The organism is Frigoribacterium sp. UYMn621, from assembly GCF_040549525.1.
Taxonomy (GTDB): Bacteria; Actinomycetota; Actinomycetes; order Actinomycetales; family Microbacteriaceae; genus Lacisediminihabitans.
Genome location: NZ_JBEPTM010000001.1, coordinates 515,285 through 532,278, shown reverse-complemented (window position 1 = coordinate 532,278; position 16,994 = coordinate 515,285). Strand labels below are relative to the sequence as shown.

The window sequence follows — 16,994 nt, the reverse complement described above, 5'->3', positions numbered from 1 at the left end:
AACCCGCGCACGCGCGCACCCCTAGGAGAAGGAGACAACCATGAGCGACCCCATCAACGAGGCAGAGGAAATAGCTGCAACCGTCACGGAGGCCAAGGGTAGCTTTGACCTGAAGGCGCGGCTGATGAAGCGCGGCCTCCGCGAGAAGAGAATCACGCTCTACACCGACGAGGTGGCAGGCGAAGAGCTTGGCTACGCGAAAGACATTCCACGGGTCGTACTCGGCAGCATTGTCGGCAACGAGCGGGAGCGTGAAGGCGTGCTCGGCGAGATCGACACTCTCGAGAACGCCGACTCCCTGGATGCCGAGCAGGAGAATACCCTCGTGACGCTGAAGGTTCGTGCGAATGAGCTTCGTTCCGCGCTCGAGTCCACGGCTATCACGGTGGATCTTCGGGCCGTTCCGCCCATCATCGCGGAAGACGCTAGGCGCAAGGCGAAGCGGGAACTCAACCTGAAGGGACCGGGACCTTTCGAGGACGAGAACTGGCCCGCAGTCAGCATGGCGAAGCTCCTCCAGGTCGTCATCACGGGCCTCACGGATCACGCGACAGGCGAAACGACGAAGCTCATCTCCTTCGATGACGCAAAGGCGCTCAAGGACTTCCTGCCGGCAAGTGAATACCTTCGGCTCGACCTCGCCATCGGTGCAATCCAGTTCAAGACCGCGATCGACGAGAGCGTGACGGGCTCGGCGGATTTCTCGCCGGCTATCTAGCAACCGACGCCGGGGCTAGGTACGTCTATCTCATCAAGGCGTCCATCAACGCGGGCATCCGTCCGACGTCGATGATTTTGCATACCCAGCCCCGGAAGGCGTGGAATGCCTACGACTTCCTCCTGCTTGAGGCTTTTGCGATCTATGAAGCGGAGAAGTGCTCGCAGTGTGGCTACCCCGTCTGGATTTGCCACAATGAGGACGAGGCATACCGGATCGAATTCGACCTCGTCGACGACGTTTGCTACGCGAAGCGCGAGATTGACATGGTGAACGAGGCGAACAGCCAGTCGAAGACCTACAAGGCTCCAGCCGGTATCCAGCAACGCCCAGTGGCAAAATCCTGGACCGGCTTACCGCTCGATGATGCCATGCGCACCGCCTACTACGAGACGAAATACCCATCTGTCATTAGTGACTAACTCGCCGAACCTGTGAGTAACCTGACTGTCCCCTGTACGATGGGGACTTCAAACAACTCTCGACAAGGCGGTGTGCGGTGCCAGAAAGTCTTTCGGACAAGGCACGCATTGAGATAGAGCTAGTCACTAATTTCGAGGCCGGTCTCGCCAGCGTTCGGAACGCCCAGAAAGAAATCAACGATTTCAGCAGCACCAACTCTGGACTGTCTAAGGGGTTCAAGGAATCCGCGAAGGCATCAGATGAAATGGTTCGCGGGCTGGACCGGGTTACCTCCAGCTCCGGCAAGGGTAAAAAGGCTTCCGACGAGCAGACAACGTCCCTCATCTCCCAGCGCTATGCGCTCTATGACGTAGCTACTACCTACGGCGTGGTTGGCAGTGCGATGCTCGCCGTCTCGGGCTATGCACTCAAGGTAGACGCTTCATTCGAGTCCGCCTTCATCACCGTTGCCCGCACGACGGATAAGAGTGTCACGCAGCTTGGCGGGCTGAAGAAGGAGCTCGTTGACCTATCGACCCAGATCCCGGTCTCCTTCGATGAAATCGCCAAGATCGCCACGCTGGGAAACCAGCTTGGCATCCCCGAGGCAGCGGTCTCCTCGTTCACGAAAACCGTCGCCGAGTTCTCCACTGTAACTGGCATCGCCGTCGAAGAGACTGCTCTCTCCCTCGGGACCATCGGCCAGCTCCTCCACGTCGACCCCACCAACTACCAGGCCCTCGGCTCGTCGATCGCGCTCGTAGGACGTAACTCTGTCGCAACCGAACCCCAGATCCTCGCCGTGTCGAAGGAGATCGCGGCGGCGGCGGTATCTGCCGGCTTCACCGCCGAGCAGACCGTTGGCCTCGCTGGCGCCCTGGCCTCCCTCAAGGTCGCACCTGAAAAGGCTCGTGGCTCGCTGCAACTCTTCTTCGGGGACCTCAACAAGGCTGTTGCTGCCGGGGGCGCCAAGCTCGAGAACTTCAGTACCATAACCGGAATCGCCGCCGACAAGATCACCAACCTCGTGCGCAGCGGGCAGGGCGAGACCGTCTTCCGGGCATTCCTTGGCGGGCTAAAGACTGGCGACACCGTCGCGCAGACCGTAGCCCTGGACAACCTCGGCCTTAGCCAGCTTCGCGCGAGTGACACCTTCAAGCGCCTCTCACAGTCGACAGACGTCTACGATGCCACTCAGCGGGACGCGGCCAAGGGCTACAAAGAGAACGCCGAACTCACCCGGCAATACGACGAGACTGTCGCCACCCTTCAGAACCGGCTGAAAACTTTCGTCAATTCGCTCAACGCCCTGATCGAAGCCTTCACCAGCGGCGCAGTGCCCGGCCTTGCCGGTGTCGTAAAAGGCCTCACCGATGTGGTCAACGGCCTTCGGGACCTATCTAGCAATGGAGCGGTCAAGTTCGGTGTTGTCTTTGGCCTCGTGCTGGTGGCTCTCGTTGGTGGGATGTTCGCGCTTCGTGGAGCATCTGCTCTCGCTACAGCCTCCACCTATGCACTGACTACCGCCCAGGTTAGCCTTGCGGGGAGCTCTACAGGCGCGACCGCTGGTATTGGTGGCCTGCTTCGTGCGCTATTCGGCACCATCTCGGCATCCGGCCCGGCCGCTGCGGGGCTGGCTACAGTCGGTGGTGCCGCCAAGGGCGCCGCAGTCGGGGTTGAGGCACTAGGGCCTGCAGGGGCCACGGCTGACGGTGGGCTCACGGCAGCGTCAGTTGGCGCAGACCGGCTGACGATCGCACTTAGGGCCGTTGCCAAGGCGACTATTATCCTCGCCGTGATTAGCGTTATCGTCGGATTCCTGACCGACTTCAACGGCTCGATGATAACTACCATCGACGTAATTCTCGCGCTGGACGATGCGATAATTAGCCTTTCCAACGGCTTCAAGGGAGCCATTGGATGGATTACCGACACCTCCAACTTCCTGCTCCGACTTGGTGGCGCCGCCCTCTCTATCCTCGCCCCATTCCAGGCAGCGCAGGATGCAATAGCCGGGGTTGTCAACGGCGGGATCACCAACAACAACACCAACCAAGGAGCCGCGAACGACTTCTTCAACAATGAAATTCTTGGCGCGAAGAAGCGCAAACAGGATCTCAAGGACTACAAGGCCGACCTCGAGAAGGCTCGAGATGCTCAGAATGCGCTCAAGACCGAAACCAGTAAATATGGTGGAGATGCCCCACCCGATGCAGGCGGTGGCACCACCAACGGGATCGACAAGATTCAAAAGTCTGCAGGCCAGGCCAAGAATACTGTCCGCACCCTCATCGACTATGCCGGAGAGCTAACTAGCGTCTTCGACCGGGCTTACTCGATCCGCTTCAGCGCGGACACGGGACTTGACGCAATTACCTCCGGCTGGCTGAAGGTCAAGCAAAACCTCGCCTCGGCGAACACTGAAATTGCCAAGTACCAGGCGACGATGCAGACTCTCACCGCTGACCGCGCCGTCAAAGAATACTGGCTCTCTGTTGCTACAAACTACAACGATGCCCTGCGCGCCGGAGTGCTCCGCGGCGAGCTGTCTGACATCGACCAGAAACTCCAGCAGAACTCGACCGACCTCACAGGCGCTCAGGACAAGAACTCGAAGGTCCTCACTGGGAACACAGAAGCCGCGATCGCCAATCGTGCCGAAATCCTCGGGCTTATCAAGAACTACCAGGGTTACATCGGCAACCTCGCCTCCTCCGGCGCGTCGGCCGCGACCCTTTCGGCGAAGACCACGCAGCTCAAGTCCGACTTCCTCGCGCAGGCCACCGCGCTTGGCTACAACACCGGCGAACTTGGGCAGTACGCCGCAGCTTTCGACGACGTCAAGGTTGCCATCGACAATGTGCCGCGCGACATCACCGTCACGGCGAACACTAATCCTGCCCTGCAGGCCCTCAACGAGTTCATCGCAAAGGCCCAGTCGGCCGCATCCACTGGTATCAATATCCCGATCCGCACCACGGGTGGCGCCGATCAGGGCTCCCGTGACGCCCTCTTCACCCAGTGGGCGACGCAGGTCCAGAATCAATACCACATGGCACTCGCTCAGTCCGCCTCGGGCTGGGCTGAGGTGCGCAAGCAGTGGGACAAGGGCACCTATGGCAGCTTCGCCACCGGCGGCTATACTGGCGACGGTGGCAAGTACGACGTAGCTGGCATTGCCCACAAGGGCGAGTACATCTTCACGCAGGAGCAGACCTCACGTATCGGCGTCGACCGCCTGGAGGCCATCGCATTCGGCCACGCCCCTGCGCCGACCCCCGCTCCATCTGCACCCTCCTCGGCTAGCGCGTCACATCCGCTCGAGCTCTCCCAGTACGACCGTCAACTCCTCGTCGATATTCGTAACCGTGTCGGGATCACCCTGAGCGGCACCGCAATCCAGCAGGCCAATGGCCTCGGCAACGTCAACACCACGAAAAGGGGTGCCGCCTAATGTCCGCAGCAAACGTCTACATGGGGCCACGCGGCAACCTCGTGCTCGTACCCGCGCCCGCAGCATCCCCCGACTACACCCCCGTCGGATGGTCTGCCAAAACGCAGTACCTCAACGGAGGCGTGGGCGTGAAGACAAGCCGTGCGACCCACAAAGAGTACGCACTCACCTGGAATGCCACTACGCGCGATCGCATTCGCCCAATTATGGACATCTACTCAGGAATGCTCGGCACGGGACTCATCTACTACTGTGACCCGGTAGCGCTTGATGCGAACGTGATGCCCCAAGGCTGGGCCTTCCCCGCCCTCGCCTCCCTCGATGGCCCCGTGCTCATCTCGACGGGCGCGAACGTCACCCGGCCGGCGGCAATTGCCACCCCGGCCAATACGCTCGGCTATCCGGCCACCTCTGTCGCCTACGCCGCTGGAACGGCAACCTCGCTGTTCGTCCCCATCCTGCCCGGCTACGTGCTCTGGTTCGGCTGGCATGGCTCGGGAACGGGTGGTGTGCAGATCACACCCGCCGTCTCGGCGACCGTTTCGGCTGCAGCGGTCTTCCCGGCGGCCTTGCTCGTGACCGACCCGACACGGTTCAACGCATCATTCGCGGGGTCGAGCTACGTTGGAGTCGACATTTCCCTTGTTGGCGGCGGATCTGTCTTCTCGGGCCTGATCGCCCACCTCCTGCCGGTAGGCGTTACTCCGTCGACTGGGGGCTTCGTTTCGGGCCAGGGCAACTCTGGCTGCTCCTTCGAGACCGCCCCGACGATGACCCCGTATGTAGTGGCTAATGGCATGGACCTTGTCGGGGCGAGCGGCAAGCTTATTGAGGTTGGCTCATGGCTGTAGACATTCTTGTCGGCACCACACCGATCTGGACGACCAGCGACTACGCCATCACCGAGGACTCCCCCTCTGTTGACCCTTCCGACAGCACAGGAGGCGTGGGCCAGCTCAGCTTCAGCACGCCAGAAACGCGCGCCAGTAAAACGCTTCGCAGCAAAGTGGTCACGCTTCAGGATGGAGCGCAGGGCACTACACAGGGCACCGTCACCGCAGCGTCCGGCGACGGTGTCACAGCGCGCCTCACTGCCGATTCTCGGATGGGCGCACTACTTGTCACCCGCACCGCCTCACCCTTCTCGGGCACGCTGGCAAACGCCTTCACCTACTACCTCGGGCTCGTTGGCATCACCGCGAATATCGTTGTCGATGCAACGATCGCCTCGCGCGCCGTCACCTTCCCCGGCTGGGGTGGTATCGCGTGGGACTACATGAAGCAAATGGCGGCCTCTCAAAAAGTTGAGATGGCGCTCGTCTCGAACAACATCGTCCTCCGGCCATACCGGGGACGCATCGCACAGACCTACCGGACAGCAACAAAGTCCTGGGCGCTTGATGCCACCTCCCTTGCCCAGAGCGTCGAGGTCTATTACTACCAGAGCGCCCCGCAGACAAACGCGCTCGCATACCCCTTGGGCGGGTGGCAGCCCGGCGTCAGTATTTACACCGTAAAAGCGGGCGAGACGAAAACCTACAACCTAAGCCTCCTGCCCGTAGCCCTGACCGGCGTCGGCGCCAGCCTCACCTCCGTCCAACAGCCGGTTTGTACGGCTTTTGTAGCCTCCAACTACAGTGCGAGCTCGGTCTACAGCGTCACGGGTGCTGATGGCCTTCCTGTGACGCCGGCACAATGGGCCGCACTTGGTGGCTCCCTGACCGTCGCAATCAACCCAGATACCACCTCCGTCACCATCACGATCATTGGAGCGGCCGACCCAACGGGCAAGATCACTCCGTACAAAATTTCGATGGCATCTGGCACTAGCGACGATTACTCGAGCCTGCGCTTAGTCGGCACCGGAGTCTTCTTCAATAAGCAGAAAGTCGTCCTGCAGACTGGCCTCGGCCCCGATGTTGCGCCGACACCGATCGGCGCCTCCGTCGACAATCGCTTCATCAATACCTATGCCGAAGCCCTAGACCTAGCTACTTGGACCGCTGCACGCTACTCCTCAGCACGTCAAACCCTCACGGTCACCGGCGGCGGAATCAACCGTCGCGGCGACACGGGCAGTTACCGCTATGCGACCGGGGCGGACTTCAACCTTCTCTACCCCGGTATGACAGCCGCCTCATACAACACGCTCTGGGCAGGACAGACCGCAGCCCAGAACACGGCCTACTGGTTTGCACGGGTGTCTGGCGATTTTGACAACCAGGCGTTCGGGAACATCGCCGGGTCCCGCATTCTCGATGATGGACAGTGGTATCGGGTACGCTCCGCCACCCTCACACAGAGCGGCGTTTCACTCACCGCCGAGCGCGACACCATCGGCTCCGACTTCGCGCTCACCTATGCCGCGATGACGGCGGCCCAATTCAATGCGATCTGGGCCGGTAAGACCTTCGGCGACTTCAACGTCGCGCCCCTGAACCTGACCTAACACAAGGAGAAAATCATGCCCGTTTTCATGCCCCCGATCAACTTGGACGTCAACGCAACTCCGTGGGCGAAAGCCATGCAGCAGCGGATGGACGACGTCGAACTTTCCGCCAGCCGCTCGGCCAATGAAGGAGCGAACGCCAACTCGACCGCCGCTGCCACACTGAACGTAGTGGCGAGGCAGATTGCGGATCTGAAAGCCGTTGTGGCGCTTCTCGGCTCGCTGTCCGCAACTGCTATTTACAACAACAGCGGAATGGCCCTACCGACTGGGGTTCAAACCGTCTACCTAACGGTTCCGGCCGGGATGACGAAGATGTCCTATACAGCCTTTGCTTTTGGGTCTGGACGCAACCCGACAGGCGCCACCGACAACGTCCTCATCTACGTTACCGGCCCCACCGGAAACTCTGGGATTGCGACAGTTTCCGTTGCACCGGGAGCAACGCAATACGTCAGTGCAGGCACAGTTGGAACCCTCTCCGGGCTTGTCGCTGGGCAGCAGATGGCCTTTCAGACCTCACTGAGCGCAAATAGCGCCTGGGCAGCTAACGCAGGGAACACCATCAATACTCAGGTGCTAGGCGTATTTCAGCCCTGATCGATGAGGATTGGTCCCTGCATCGAGCAGGAAGAAATCTCAGGCGTGCAACCGATAAACAGGATGTAGGAATTTGGGACGCCGCTTGGGTCCGCGGCAGCACTCCATCCAGCAGGTATGTTTTTGGGCTGCGGGTCGAGCGCGACATACATCTTGCGCGGTGGCATGACCACATTCCCGTTAGCGTCAAACCCGATCGAGGGGGACGGGTTCGGAACAGCGGGGGCGGCAACGGCTTGCTTTACGGGAGCCGTGACTGGAGCGGCGACAGGTGCCGCAACCGGCGCAGCGACGGGTGCAGATGTGGCTGTAGCTGTGGGATTTGGAGTCGGGGTCGGGCTTGATGTCGCCTCGACAGTAGCAGCAGCGGTTGAAGTCGGCACGGTGGTATTCCCTTCTTGCATGGCGAATGCAGCTCCGGCGAAAATTCCACCCGAAAGGGCAATCGCCGCGCCGCTGATAATGATGGTCTTTACTTTCATGGAATCCCCTTGCTCGATGGTTAGTGTTTCTCAGCTTCACTCGCCCCACCGACATTAGCATCATTCTGGCGGCGATTAGTGACTAAAGTAAGTCTCGCCCCCAAACCTGTGCGTTTGCTGGGCGCGGCTGTATTCTTAGCGGATGGCTGTCGCACCCACCGTCCCATACGGACTCCCCCTTTTCGATGATACGAGCGCAATTACGCCGTGGCAGGCACCATTCAATGCAATCTCGAATGGACTGAACACAGCCCTTGGACTCGTCGTTCCGGTCGTGGCCGACCTCACCGCACTAGCGGCGCTGGCCGGTATGCCCAATGGGGCTGACGCCTTCGTTACGGAGGGTGGGGCAAGCTTCTCCTACAACTCTGCTGTGACAAAATGGGTCCAGCAAACTCCTGCAACATTTGCCACTACTGCCGCTCGGGATACCGCCTACGCAAAGGCCAGTGCGGCATATCGGGTATTGGACGCTAGTGCGCTAGTAACCGCTGACGGCGGCCTCTACGTCTGTTCGGGTGGCGGTGCAAACTGGAGCCGTGTGTGGGCGCCCGGCCAAGGACCGTATGCAATGGCGGCAGGGCTATCCACGAACATTCCTACTGGGACGGCTGGTGTCTCTATCCCACTGCCCGCTGGTCGGTTCACCGTATCTCCGATCGTTACCCTCGGCCCTTCCTTTGTTTCTGGGTCTGGCGCTGCTGGCGGTGGTGCATATCTCCCGTACGACGCGACCCCCAACAGCAGCCACTTCATGCTTGCTGCAATAGGCGTTTCGCTCGTAACCGTTGGATGGACTGCGATCCAGATGACCCCCACGTCTGCGGCGGGCTAATGACGAACATCCACAACTACTGGTCAGGCTGGCGCGTATCGTGCGACTGGGCGTGCCATCGTGCGCGCGGTTCTGCTGGCGGCACCGATTATGCGGTTGGTGTCGGCACGGTGATTCAGGCATCGTTCGACGGCACGCTGACGAACTACTACAGCCCCGTCACCAACCTTGCGCGGGCTGTCCTCCGCCGCGCCGATGGTATGGCATTCTACCACCTGCACCTGTCCGCGTTCTCCGACGGCACCCACAACACCGGATCTCCACGCGCCGTGAGGCAAGGCGACAACATCGGCTACACTGGCGGACGTGTCGGCGCGTGGGGCGCTGGGACAGCGACCGGGCCACATCTTCACGCGAACGCGTTCGACGCTCATGGCACAATGTGCGACGTTCACGCCTTCTTCACCGGCACCGCAGGATCGGGCGGCACACCGATCACGCCAACTCCCACCGCTACCCCTCCTCTCGTATTGGAAGACACCATGATTCGCATTCAGTCCCCCGCCCGTGGCATCGCCCTCATCGGCCCCGGCTACTTCCGCAGCCTCACCAGCGATGAAGAGGTGCAGAATTCTGACCAGATCATTACCAGTTCAGCCATCGGCAACGACCGCCAGTTCGACCTGTGGCGTTCTATGGCAGTCGGTGGTACGTCATCACCTACTGGCGTGCCGCAGGTCGCCCCGGCTGTCGACACCGACGCGCTCGCAACCGCCATTGCCACCAAGCTGAGCGCGAACGGTGCTGGGGTGCCCCTCGATGCTGCCACGATCGCGGCCGCCGTTGATCAGGCCGTCGCTGACAACTTCGCCGCGATTCCTGGTGCTGTGCGCGCCGAGCTCAAAGCCGCACTGTAAAGAAAAGCAATCATGCCTGACCTCAGCGAAATCAACCTCATCCGCACGGAGGAGCCGACCCCCGTCCAGCTAACTCGGATGGAAGGGATTCTCAACCTGATCGCGGAACGCGGCGTGAATACCGACCGACGTGTCGATGGTCACGCGAGTGAACTCAACACGATCAAGACCGACGTAGCGAGCCTGAAGTCGGAGACGCAGACTCTTCGTGAAGGGGCCGACGCGGACAAGAAGACTGCTGTCGCACTTGCCTTCGCACTGAAAGAGGCGGATGAAAATCGTCGCCTGAAGGCAGAGCAGTCATGGTCCCCGATCACGCGTATCTTCGCAGTCATCGCTGTACTGGGTGTGCTGGCTGGAATCATCGCTGCTTTTGTACCGCACGGATAGCACTACCCAACGCAAGGAGGCTCGCTTGTCGAATCACACGGACGCACTGCTCGAAAACCCGAAGTTCCTGCGAGACATCAAAGACGACGACTCGATCCGCACGCTTGCCACGAGGTACGGCGTATCGTTCGGCTTCATTCAGAACCTTCGCTCGAAGGACGGTCTGCCGCTCAAAGAGAAGGTCGCGCGCGTCCAGGCCGGAAGCGTCGCCAAGCAATCGGCCGGCGAATCTGAGACTCACGCCGAAGACGGGGCTACCTCCTACGTTCGTTTCTCGCAAGAGGTCTGGGGCTTCGAGGACTACTGCGAATTCATTCGCCAGACAGGCCAGGACCCCGACGCCGTAACGTTTACATGGGGCTGGACCTCGAACCCCAACGGCGGATTCTGGAACAAGCTCAACAATGTTCGCGTCAAGCCTGTCACCATCGAATCGGAAGCACCCGTCGTTTTCGAGAGCATCCTCGACGACATCCGTAGCTTCACCTTTGTCCCCGAACCAGTTGCCTATGACGCAACCACGGCGATCATCATGCCCGCCGACCTACAGGTAGGCAAGGTCGACTGGAATGGTGGCTCGAAGGAGACGGCGGCCCAGGCCCTGCACTCCTTCCACGAATTCGCTGAATATGTCCGTGACTCCAGGCCGCAAGAAATCCACATCGTCGACGCCGGCGACCCGATCGAAAACGTATTCAATACCTCATCGCAGATGGGGACCAACGACCTCGACCTCCCTCACCAGATCGCCGCCGCATCGCACATCTTCCTCAAAGGCATCCAGATCCTCGCACCCCTCGCGCCCGTGGTCGGATTCAAGTCGGTGCCCTCTAACCACGGAGCGTTCCGGGTCGGCCCGAAGTCCCCTGCTGGTGACGCGCACGCTGACTTCGGCATCGTCATCGCCGAGATGCTGCGTGATTCCCTCTCGCTGAACCCGGCAAGCTTCGGGCACGTCTCCATCCAAACGCCGGAGCCGTACATGGAGTCGCTGTACTTCCAGAGCTCCGGTTCAGACATCGGAGTCGTTCACGGGCATCAGGCCGGCGGCCCGGACAAGATCGGCGAGTGGTGGGCCAAGCAGTCGCACGGAAATATGCCCGTCTCTAAGGCTCGCATCCTTCTCGCAGGCCACTGGCACTCACTCCGCGTCTACCAGTCCGGCGACGGTCGCTGGGTCATCGTGGGGCCATCCAGCGACCGCGGATCAACGTGGTACACGAACCTCAAAGGCGAGCAGAGCCAGTCGGGAATGCTCGCATTCACCACGGCAAACAACTCGTGGTCCGACCTCCGCATCCTGTAGCCCGCTCCTTCGTGAACTCGACCTCGCCACCTAGGCTTGCCAGATGACAACTTCAGAACACCAGACCATCGCCCCGCTCAAGCTTGAGTATTTCGTGCCGACTGATCCAATGGACGAGGATGGTATGCGCTGCGAAAGCTGCGAGTAATAACGAACCCAAGGAGGAACAGTGAACAGCAACATGGAACGTGAGCGCGTGATCTACGGCCTGCACGTCGGGGATTTCTCGTTCGGCTACATCGGCTCGACTGAAGTCAATGCAAGGACAAGGTGGTGGGAGCATCGCTCTCGTGCGCGGAAGGGGCACGGGGCCCCCGTGTACGCGTGGATGCGGAAAGTGGGTGTCGATCGTGTCCAGTACAGCATCATCCATGTTGTCCGCGCGCATGAGGACATCCTTTCGGTGGAGGCGGACGTAATCGCGCGCCACCTAGCGGCCGGGCATCCCCTCGCCAACGAAAAGGCTCTGGATGGAATCGCGGACTCGATGAGCGCGGCCTCACGGGCGCGCATCGGAATAAAGGCGGCGGGAAAGCCTACCTGGATCAAGGGGCTTACCGGCGAAGCTGCCGGCTGGACGCCTGAGCGCCGCGCTCAGCAAGCTTCGTCCATTCGCGCACGCAACGCCGCGAAACTTGCGGCCTAAAATCTCCACCCCTCCAAACCCCAACAAAAGGAGCACCAACGCATGACTGACACTACCCTCGCCCCCGCCGCCCCGGTCACAATCGTGACCCCGATTCCCGTGCCGGTTCCGCTCATCGCGCCGGACCTGTCTAACGAGACCGTCGACAAGGCCCTTGTAACCGTGACCGAGACTGCTGCGCCGTTCCTGCCGCCCAAGGTCCGCGCTGCCATCTACACCGTCGGTGGAATCGTGGCTGTCGCGGCTGGAGCTGCTGCACCCGTCATTGGCGGCACCATCGGCGTTGTGCTCGAGAGTGTTGCGGCCGCCGCCGCAGCCGTCATCTCCGTCAGCGCGCTCAGCCACATCTCGAAGTAGTCAGTAACGTTCTCCGAAAGGAGGCCACATCTCAAAGAAGCCCCCGGCCATTGCGGCCGGGGGCTTCTGCGTTGTGCGGGTTAGCGACTAAAAGCCGGGCTCGCTCGACGGGCGGGCGGCAGGCACGAATTCGGTTGCCGGGCGCGGCCTCTTCCAGAGCATCTGCGTTGGGATATGCCCACGGGTCTTCAGGTAGGCGAAGACGTGACGGAGGCTGTCACGATCGTGTCCGCCTCCAGGCCACCATAAACCGAGCTCTTTGATCTTCTCGTCCGTGACGTGGGCCTTGTAGAGATTCCGCTGGAAGACCGTTTCGGGCCAGAGTGCGTACAGCACACCTTCCGAGCGCAGCGGGTCAATCTCAGGGAACGGCGTCCGGCCATCTGGGATGAACGACTCTGACACCACCTCATCCCACGGTGGGGCACCTACGTTCGCTTCCAGTCGAGCCTTCCACCATTCCGCAAGCCCGCGATGCCCGCCCTTGATTGTCCCATGCTCGATATGCTGGGGTGGCGTGATCGCATCGTAGTGCCAGATGGAGTACCCGGTGGACAAGCCAGGATCTAGGCCGAGAATGACAGTCATCGCCGGGCTCCTTCACCTAGACGAATCCAGACCTCGCGCAGATGTGGCCCGCCATTGTCGAAGACTTTGAGCGCCAATTCAAGTTGCCAGTCGCCTTCTGGCACCCAATGCGATCGTCGGCCGCAAGGGATTGTGAGGCACCGGTTGGGCATCATGCGTTTGCCTCTGTCCCGCTGCGGCCGAGGATGAGCCCGAGACGGTCGTGCAAGAGGCCAGCTTCTTCGTAGGTAAGTTGGACGGTGTCAGAATCGTGGTCGATATCAGACCATGAAATGTTGATCCATGCGCTCGGGGTGCGACCCGATTCACTATCAGCATCGACATCAAGCTCGGCCGGGGATGTCCCCGCATCCCAGTCTGCGCCCCTTGCCATAAGACCTGGGGTCGGCGCTTCCCAGGTAGATGGCTCGTGCATACTGAGCGAGATCTGCTCGTTGGTGCGGTCTACGAGGCTCATGCATTCACCCCAGTCCGCTTCGGCTGCTTTTGCAATCTCCTATCAAGCCATTCGCCGGCACTCAAATCGCAGAATGGCACATCGACCAGATCAAGCTCAAATGGGTCGAGGCGATCGACAATCTCAGCAAGCCGGTGGGCGAAACGCTTCCACTCCCTCGACTTAGCTGTATCGCTGCCCACACCTTCTTGATTCGCCATTTCACGGATGCGGCCTTGTGCCATGTGCAGTCGGCTCGAAATCAGGCCACGGAAACCTTTCGTCCTCCGTTCCCATGTCGGATCGTCAGACGGCTCGAGACCTGCCGGGCCATGTCGAAGGAGCTGGCCGTCGATGATGTCGCGCAGGTTCCGCAGGTATTCAGCCGTCTGCTTGATGACATTTGGGTGAAGGAATACCCGAAAATCTTCGATCAGCCGGATAGAATCATCCAGCTCGTCATCGAATTCTGTCTCCGAAAGGTTCTGGATGTCGTCGATTGTGATGTTACTCATGCTGCACTCCGTTCGTTAGATGTTGCGTGGTGTTTTTTGATCCAATCAACGAGAACCGTTGATTTGTTGGTGAAAAGGCTTGTCATTCGGACGCGACTCTTGTCGTTGTAGGCCCAGTCGAGCTTGTCTGCACGCTTCTTTGCGAGGGCCGGGCCGAGTGCGAGCACTGATGCGCGGGTTTCTTTGTAATCGAAATAGAGCTCGACCTCGATGCCTTCAGGGTCAAGCATCGTCGCACCTATCAGCGAACCATTCTGCTCAGGCTTATCGGTGAGTAGGGCCAGATCTTTCTTCGACAGCCAAAGCGCTGAAGCGTAAGGCCGGGAAAGGCGGGCGAGCGGCCGTTTTGGGTCGTTTTCGCCAGACCATGATGCGGTGAAACCGAGCCTGCTGGCCGGGGCCTTGGCGGTCACGTAGTAGTTTCGGACATCTTTTGCTCTAAAACGAATATCGCCTGCGTTATGGCTTTCAGTTGTGCTTTTGAAGAAGGTTGGCTCAACGTGCGTCTGTGTGCGCCAGGCCTGCGTCTCCCAGCCATTCTTGGCGGCTGCGAGCATTGCTGCCTTCGCGCCTGTCGGGAGCTCAGCGAGGCTCACGGCGATCGAAGGCTCGGTCACAATCGCCTGGTCTTCGTCATCGCCTTCCGCAGCGTCGTCGGTCTCGCCATCGCGCTCGGCGACGGCAGCCGCACGCTGCGCGCCATACTCCGCAAAATAGGCGCGCCTATCTTCGATGAGATCTGCGCGGGAAGGTGTCATGTTGAAACCGAGGCTGGCCATTAGCGGCTAACAGTCGCAGTGACAGGGAAAATGATGTTCATGGCAAACCACGCCACAATGATCCACGGCCAGATAGAAAGCCTGCGCGGCGGGGCCGGAAGCAACATCTCGAGCCTGTCGATTTCGGCCAGAATTTCTTTCTGAGCTTCGGTATCGCCTGTAACCGCTTCGGCCATACGACTATTCGAAATGCGGTTTCTCATAGATCTCCTTTACATTCGGGCCGAAAACGGCGTAGAGCGGATCGGTTGCGAGGTGTGCTGCTGGTGAATCGAATTCTGGATGGAGCGCCCAGTACAGCGCGAGTCGGAGCTGCGCGTAATCTTCGGGGTTAGTGACTAAATAGTACTCTGCATTGTGGGGCAATGGTGACCGCAACGCCAAAACACGTCCCGGCGAGTCAGGATACGCCTCCACAACCGTTAGCAGATATGGCGGGTTTATCTCAGCCTTGGCCCGAATTAGCTGTGCGCGATCGGTGGCTGTAACCTCCCCGTAGATGGGGAGTGGGCGGGTTTCAGGCACTAGGCAGCCAAGCGAAGCTCAGACGCGCGGTAGTATTCCGCATTACTTTCCATGCAGACGAAATTGCGGCCAAGGTTCCTAGCGGCAATCGCTGTCGTACCCGAGCCAGCGGCATTGTCGAGCACTACGTCACCCTCGTTCGTGTAGGTACGAATCAGATACTCGAACAGGGCGACAGGCTTCTGCGTTGGGTGGATCTTCGACTTCTGCTTGTCGGTTGCGAATACTTGGACAGAGCGGGGATAGCGCTCGGTTGAGTCGTATGAGGTCAGTCCGTGCTCTCCCCAGTTAGTCGTAGCCTTCGAGTTGCGCTTGTGCTCCGCAGACGATACCTTGCGCTCATGTCCCGTCGTCATCTGCGGATTGTAAGTTGGGAGCGAGCGGTAGAACACGAGCACGTTCTCATGGGCCTTCATGGGCATCCGTTTCGCGTTCAGATGGCCTGTTGCCGTGGTCTTCTCCCAGATCCACTCGTACCTGAGCAAGTCAAGCCTCGAGAAGCCGAGCACCTTATCGAACGGTGTTTGCGCCGTGAGCACGATCGCCGCATTTGGCTTAGCAACGCGCAGATATTCAGGCCATAAAAGATCGAGGTCGATGATGCTGTCCCACGGGTTTCGGGTTGTTCCATAAGGCAGGTCGCAGAGAATCATGTCGACGGAGGCGCTGGGTATCGCGGGGAGCAATTCAAGACAGTCCCCGTAGAGAATTTGCCCGCTCACGCCGCAAACTTCCGGGACGCACGTGAGACAGCCGACTGGCTCACGCCGGACAGCTTGGAGACCATGCGGGTTGAGGCGCCGGCGTCGACTGCGCGCTTGATTGCTAGTTCGTCGAGCTCGCCGCGGTTGTGAGCGGTTGCCACTTTGAGGATGTCGCCGAGCGCTTCGCCTGGCAGGTTTCCGCCTGTGGCGTCGGTTTTCGTGCTCATGCCGTCGACTATGCCACGAGGGAGGCCGGTGAATCCTGCGATCTGGCGGTTTGAGAACAGGTTCCATTCGAGAAGTTCGAGTGCTGCTGCGATCCTCTCGTTGCGGCTTTGCGTCTCAGCGTGGTTGTACGCATAGGTGGCCTGGATTAGGGCGGGGATGTGGGTCATGCTGCGATCCTCATTTCTGTTTGTGGAATGAATTCTGGGTAGCGGGCAAGGATTTCGAGGGCGTAGGTTACGAGATCGGCGGGGCGCTGGCCGCTGGGCTGATGGCTCACCCATAGCTCCAGATTCTCCGGGCGATTGTCATCGCGCGCGCCGTTTATGTGGTGGACGTTTTCACCTGGAAGGAGTGCGCGGCCGAGGGTTTTTTCCATTACTTCGCGGTGCTGAAGGATACGAATCCGCTTACCCCCTAATCCAATGGTACGAAATACGTATCCCTTTTCGCCGGTGGCCCAATTAAAATAGCCCGGATATCCAACAATCGGCAGAAGCTTTTTACCCTGCTCGATATGGCGTGCATGAGTTCCGCAATATCCCCGCGCCATAGCCTTCCGTTCACAGGGCTCGAACTTGCACATACGGTCACGATTTGTCCCCATCGGGGACTGTGGCTTGACTTCTCGAGTCTCGCCGAAAAGCCTCATATGGCGGGAATGGGTCCCACACATTGCGCCGCCCGCCGAGACGCGCCAACATCCATCCACAATGCACTCATCGC

Annotated in this window: 21 protein-coding genes; 11 read left to right on the top strand and 10 right to left on the bottom strand. The window is 60.1% G+C overall.

What is annotated here, in order from left to right; all coding sequences use genetic code 11:
* Nucleotides 1-40: 40 nt before the first annotated feature.
* The 6 genes from ABIB54_RS02845 to ABIB54_RS02820 all read left to right on the top strand — a co-directional run bounded on the left by ABIB54_RS02845 (nt 41) and on the right by ABIB54_RS02820 (nt 7,623).
* Nucleotides 41-718, top strand: a complete 678-nt coding sequence (locus tag ABIB54_RS02845; protein WP_354573999.1) for a hypothetical protein — start codon at nt 41-43, stop codon at nt 716-718.
* 71 nt (nt 719-789) lie between these two features.
* Nucleotides 790-1,140 (top strand): hypothetical protein, encoded by a 351-nt coding sequence (locus ABIB54_RS02840; protein WP_354573998.1) that lies wholly within the window; start codon nt 790-792, stop codon nt 1,138-1,140.
* 77 nt (nt 1,141-1,217) lie between these two features.
* On the top strand, nt 1,218-4,574 hold the full coding sequence (locus ABIB54_RS02835) for a phage tail tape measure protein (protein ID WP_354573997.1): 3,357 nt from the start codon (nt 1,218-1,220) through the stop codon (nt 4,572-4,574).
* Complete coding sequence (locus ABIB54_RS02830) at nt 4,574-5,425, top strand: hypothetical protein (RefSeq protein ID WP_354573996.1); 852 nt, start codon at nt 4,574-4,576, stop codon at nt 5,423-5,425. Before ABIB54_RS02835 ends, ABIB54_RS02830 begins: the two co-directional genes overlap by 1 nt.
* On the top strand, nt 5,416-7,023 hold the full coding sequence (locus tag ABIB54_RS02825; RefSeq protein ID WP_354573995.1) for a hypothetical protein: 1,608 nt from the start codon (nt 5,416-5,418) through the stop codon (nt 7,021-7,023). The genes ABIB54_RS02830 and ABIB54_RS02825 overlap by 10 nt, the downstream gene beginning before the upstream one ends.
* A gap of 15 nt (nt 7,024-7,038) precedes the next feature.
* Entirely contained in the window at nt 7,039-7,623 is a 585-nt protein-coding gene (locus ABIB54_RS02820; protein WP_354573994.1) for a hypothetical protein, read from the top strand.
* Here the strand turns inward: ABIB54_RS02820 and ABIB54_RS02815 are convergent.
* A complete protein-coding gene (locus tag ABIB54_RS02815; protein ID WP_354573993.1) occupies nt 7,614-8,105 on the bottom strand; it encodes a hypothetical protein in 492 nt (163 codons plus the stop codon). The genes ABIB54_RS02820 and ABIB54_RS02815 overlap by 10 nt on opposite strands.
* An 834-nt stretch (nt 8,106-8,939) precedes the next feature.
* Between ABIB54_RS02815 and ABIB54_RS02810 the strand changes: the two genes are divergently transcribed.
* The 5 genes from ABIB54_RS02810 to ABIB54_RS02790 all read left to right on the top strand — a co-directional run bounded on the left by ABIB54_RS02810 (nt 8,940) and on the right by ABIB54_RS02790 (nt 12,496).
* Nucleotides 8,940-9,797, top strand: coding sequence for a M23 family metallopeptidase (locus ABIB54_RS02810; RefSeq protein WP_354573992.1), 858 nt, complete (start codon nt 8,940-8,942; stop codon nt 9,795-9,797).
* A 12-nt stretch (nt 9,798-9,809) separates the two neighbouring features.
* The gene (locus ABIB54_RS02805; protein ID WP_354573991.1) at nt 9,810-10,187 is read left to right on the top strand and encodes a hypothetical protein; all 378 of its coding nucleotides are present in this window, start codon (nt 9,810-9,812) and stop codon (nt 10,185-10,187) included.
* A gap of 25 nt (nt 10,188-10,212) precedes the next feature.
* On the top strand, nt 10,213-11,493 hold the full coding sequence (locus ABIB54_RS02800) for a hypothetical protein (protein WP_354573990.1): 1,281 nt from the start codon (nt 10,213-10,215) through the stop codon (nt 11,491-11,493).
* 169 nt (nt 11,494-11,662) lie between these two features.
* A complete protein-coding gene (locus ABIB54_RS02795) occupies nt 11,663-12,139 on the top strand; it encodes a GIY-YIG nuclease family protein (protein ID WP_354573989.1) in 477 nt (158 codons plus the stop codon).
* Nucleotides 12,140-12,181: 42 nt separating this feature from the next.
* A complete protein-coding gene (locus ABIB54_RS02790; RefSeq protein ID WP_354573988.1) occupies nt 12,182-12,496 on the top strand; it encodes a hypothetical protein in 315 nt (104 codons plus the stop codon).
* A gap of 87 nt (nt 12,497-12,583) precedes the next feature.
* On the opposite strand, the gene ABIB54_RS02785 is transcribed toward ABIB54_RS02790, so the two are convergent.
* The 9 genes from ABIB54_RS02785 to ABIB54_RS02745 all read right to left on the bottom strand — a co-directional run bounded on the left by ABIB54_RS02785 (nt 12,584) and on the right by ABIB54_RS02745 (nt 16,854).
* Nucleotides 12,584-13,084: a RuvC family protein gene (locus ABIB54_RS02785; RefSeq protein ID WP_354573987.1), complete on the bottom strand. Its 501-nt coding sequence runs from the start codon at nt 13,082-13,084 to the stop codon at nt 12,584-12,586.
* Between the two features lie 151 nt (nt 13,085-13,235).
* A complete protein-coding gene (locus tag ABIB54_RS02780; RefSeq protein WP_354573986.1) occupies nt 13,236-13,541 on the bottom strand; it encodes a hypothetical protein in 306 nt (101 codons plus the stop codon).
* Nucleotides 13,538-14,035 (bottom strand): hypothetical protein, encoded by a 498-nt coding sequence (locus tag ABIB54_RS02775; protein WP_354573985.1) that lies wholly within the window; start codon nt 14,033-14,035, stop codon nt 13,538-13,540. The genes ABIB54_RS02780 and ABIB54_RS02775 overlap by 4 nt, the downstream gene beginning before the upstream one ends.
* Nucleotides 14,032-14,814, bottom strand: coding sequence for a hypothetical protein (locus tag ABIB54_RS02770; protein ID WP_354573984.1), 783 nt, complete (start codon nt 14,812-14,814; stop codon nt 14,032-14,034). The genes ABIB54_RS02775 and ABIB54_RS02770 overlap by 4 nt, the downstream gene beginning before the upstream one ends.
* On the bottom strand, nt 14,814-14,990 hold the full coding sequence (locus ABIB54_RS02765; protein ID WP_354573983.1) for a hypothetical protein: 177 nt from the start codon (nt 14,988-14,990) through the stop codon (nt 14,814-14,816). The genes ABIB54_RS02770 and ABIB54_RS02765 overlap by 1 nt, the downstream gene beginning before the upstream one ends.
* Before the next feature lie 4 nt (nt 14,991-14,994).
* A complete protein-coding gene (locus ABIB54_RS02760) occupies nt 14,995-15,339 on the bottom strand; it encodes a hypothetical protein (protein ID WP_354573982.1) in 345 nt (114 codons plus the stop codon).
* The gene (locus tag ABIB54_RS02755) at nt 15,339-16,061 is read right to left on the bottom strand and encodes a DNA-methyltransferase (RefSeq protein ID WP_354573981.1); all 723 of its coding nucleotides are present in this window, start codon (nt 16,059-16,061) and stop codon (nt 15,339-15,341) included. Before ABIB54_RS02755 ends, ABIB54_RS02760 begins: the two co-directional genes overlap by 1 nt.
* On the bottom strand, nt 16,058-16,438 hold the full coding sequence (locus ABIB54_RS02750) for a hypothetical protein (RefSeq protein WP_354573980.1): 381 nt from the start codon (nt 16,436-16,438) through the stop codon (nt 16,058-16,060). Before ABIB54_RS02750 ends, ABIB54_RS02755 begins: the two co-directional genes overlap by 4 nt.
* On the bottom strand, nt 16,435-16,854 hold the full coding sequence (locus tag ABIB54_RS02745) for an HNH endonuclease (protein WP_354573979.1): 420 nt from the start codon (nt 16,852-16,854) through the stop codon (nt 16,435-16,437). The genes ABIB54_RS02750 and ABIB54_RS02745 overlap by 4 nt, the downstream gene beginning before the upstream one ends.
* Nucleotides 16,855-16,994: the final 140 nt, after the last annotated feature.

What these genes read in the sequence shown, in the direction of transcription:
- ABIB54_RS02780 (WP_354573986.1), bottom strand. Translation starts at nt 13,541, where the DNA reads ATGAGCCTCGTAGACCGCACCAACGAGCAGATCTCGCTCAGTATGCAC.
- ABIB54_RS02815 (WP_354573993.1), bottom strand. Translation starts at nt 8,105, where the DNA reads ATGAAAGTAAAGACCATCATTATCAGCGGCGCGGCGATTGCCCTTTCG.
- ABIB54_RS02805 (WP_354573991.1), top strand. Translation starts at nt 9,810, where the DNA reads ATGCCTGACCTCAGCGAAATCAACCTCATCCGCACGGAGGAGCCGACC.
- ABIB54_RS02775 (WP_354573985.1), bottom strand. Translation starts at nt 14,035, where the DNA reads ATGAGTAACATCACAATCGACGACATCCAGAACCTTTCGGAGACAGAA.
- ABIB54_RS02810 (WP_354573992.1), top strand. Translation starts at nt 8,940, where the DNA reads ATGACGAACATCCACAACTACTGGTCAGGCTGGCGCGTATCGTGCGAC.
- ABIB54_RS02765 (WP_354573983.1), bottom strand. Translation starts at nt 14,990, where the DNA reads ATGGCCGAAGCGGTTACAGGCGATACCGAAGCTCAGAAAGAAATTCTG.
- ABIB54_RS02785 (WP_354573987.1), bottom strand. Translation starts at nt 13,084, where the DNA reads ATGACTGTCATTCTCGGCCTAGATCCTGGCTTGTCCACCGGGTACTCC.
- ABIB54_RS02840 (WP_354573998.1), top strand. Translation starts at nt 790, where the DNA reads ATGATTTTGCATACCCAGCCCCGGAAGGCGTGGAATGCCTACGACTTC.
- ABIB54_RS02790 (WP_354573988.1), top strand. Translation starts at nt 12,182, where the DNA reads ATGACTGACACTACCCTCGCCCCCGCCGCCCCGGTCACAATCGTGACC.
- ABIB54_RS02830 (WP_354573996.1), top strand. Translation starts at nt 4,574, where the DNA reads ATGTCCGCAGCAAACGTCTACATGGGGCCACGCGGCAACCTCGTGCTC.
- ABIB54_RS02825 (WP_354573995.1), top strand. Translation starts at nt 5,416, where the DNA reads ATGGCTGTAGACATTCTTGTCGGCACCACACCGATCTGGACGACCAGC.
- ABIB54_RS02750 (WP_354573980.1), bottom strand. Translation starts at nt 16,438, where the DNA reads ATGACCCACATCCCCGCCCTAATCCAGGCCACCTATGCGTACAACCAC.
- ABIB54_RS02845 (WP_354573999.1), top strand. Translation starts at nt 41, where the DNA reads ATGAGCGACCCCATCAACGAGGCAGAGGAAATAGCTGCAACCGTCACG.
- ABIB54_RS02770 (WP_354573984.1), bottom strand. Translation starts at nt 14,814, where the DNA reads ATGGCCAGCCTCGGTTTCAACATGACACCTTCCCGCGCAGATCTCATC.
- ABIB54_RS02745 (WP_354573979.1), bottom strand. Translation starts at nt 16,854, where the DNA reads ATGTGCAAGTTCGAGCCCTGTGAACGGAAGGCTATGGCGCGGGGATAT.
- ABIB54_RS02820 (WP_354573994.1), top strand. Translation starts at nt 7,039, where the DNA reads ATGCCCGTTTTCATGCCCCCGATCAACTTGGACGTCAACGCAACTCCG.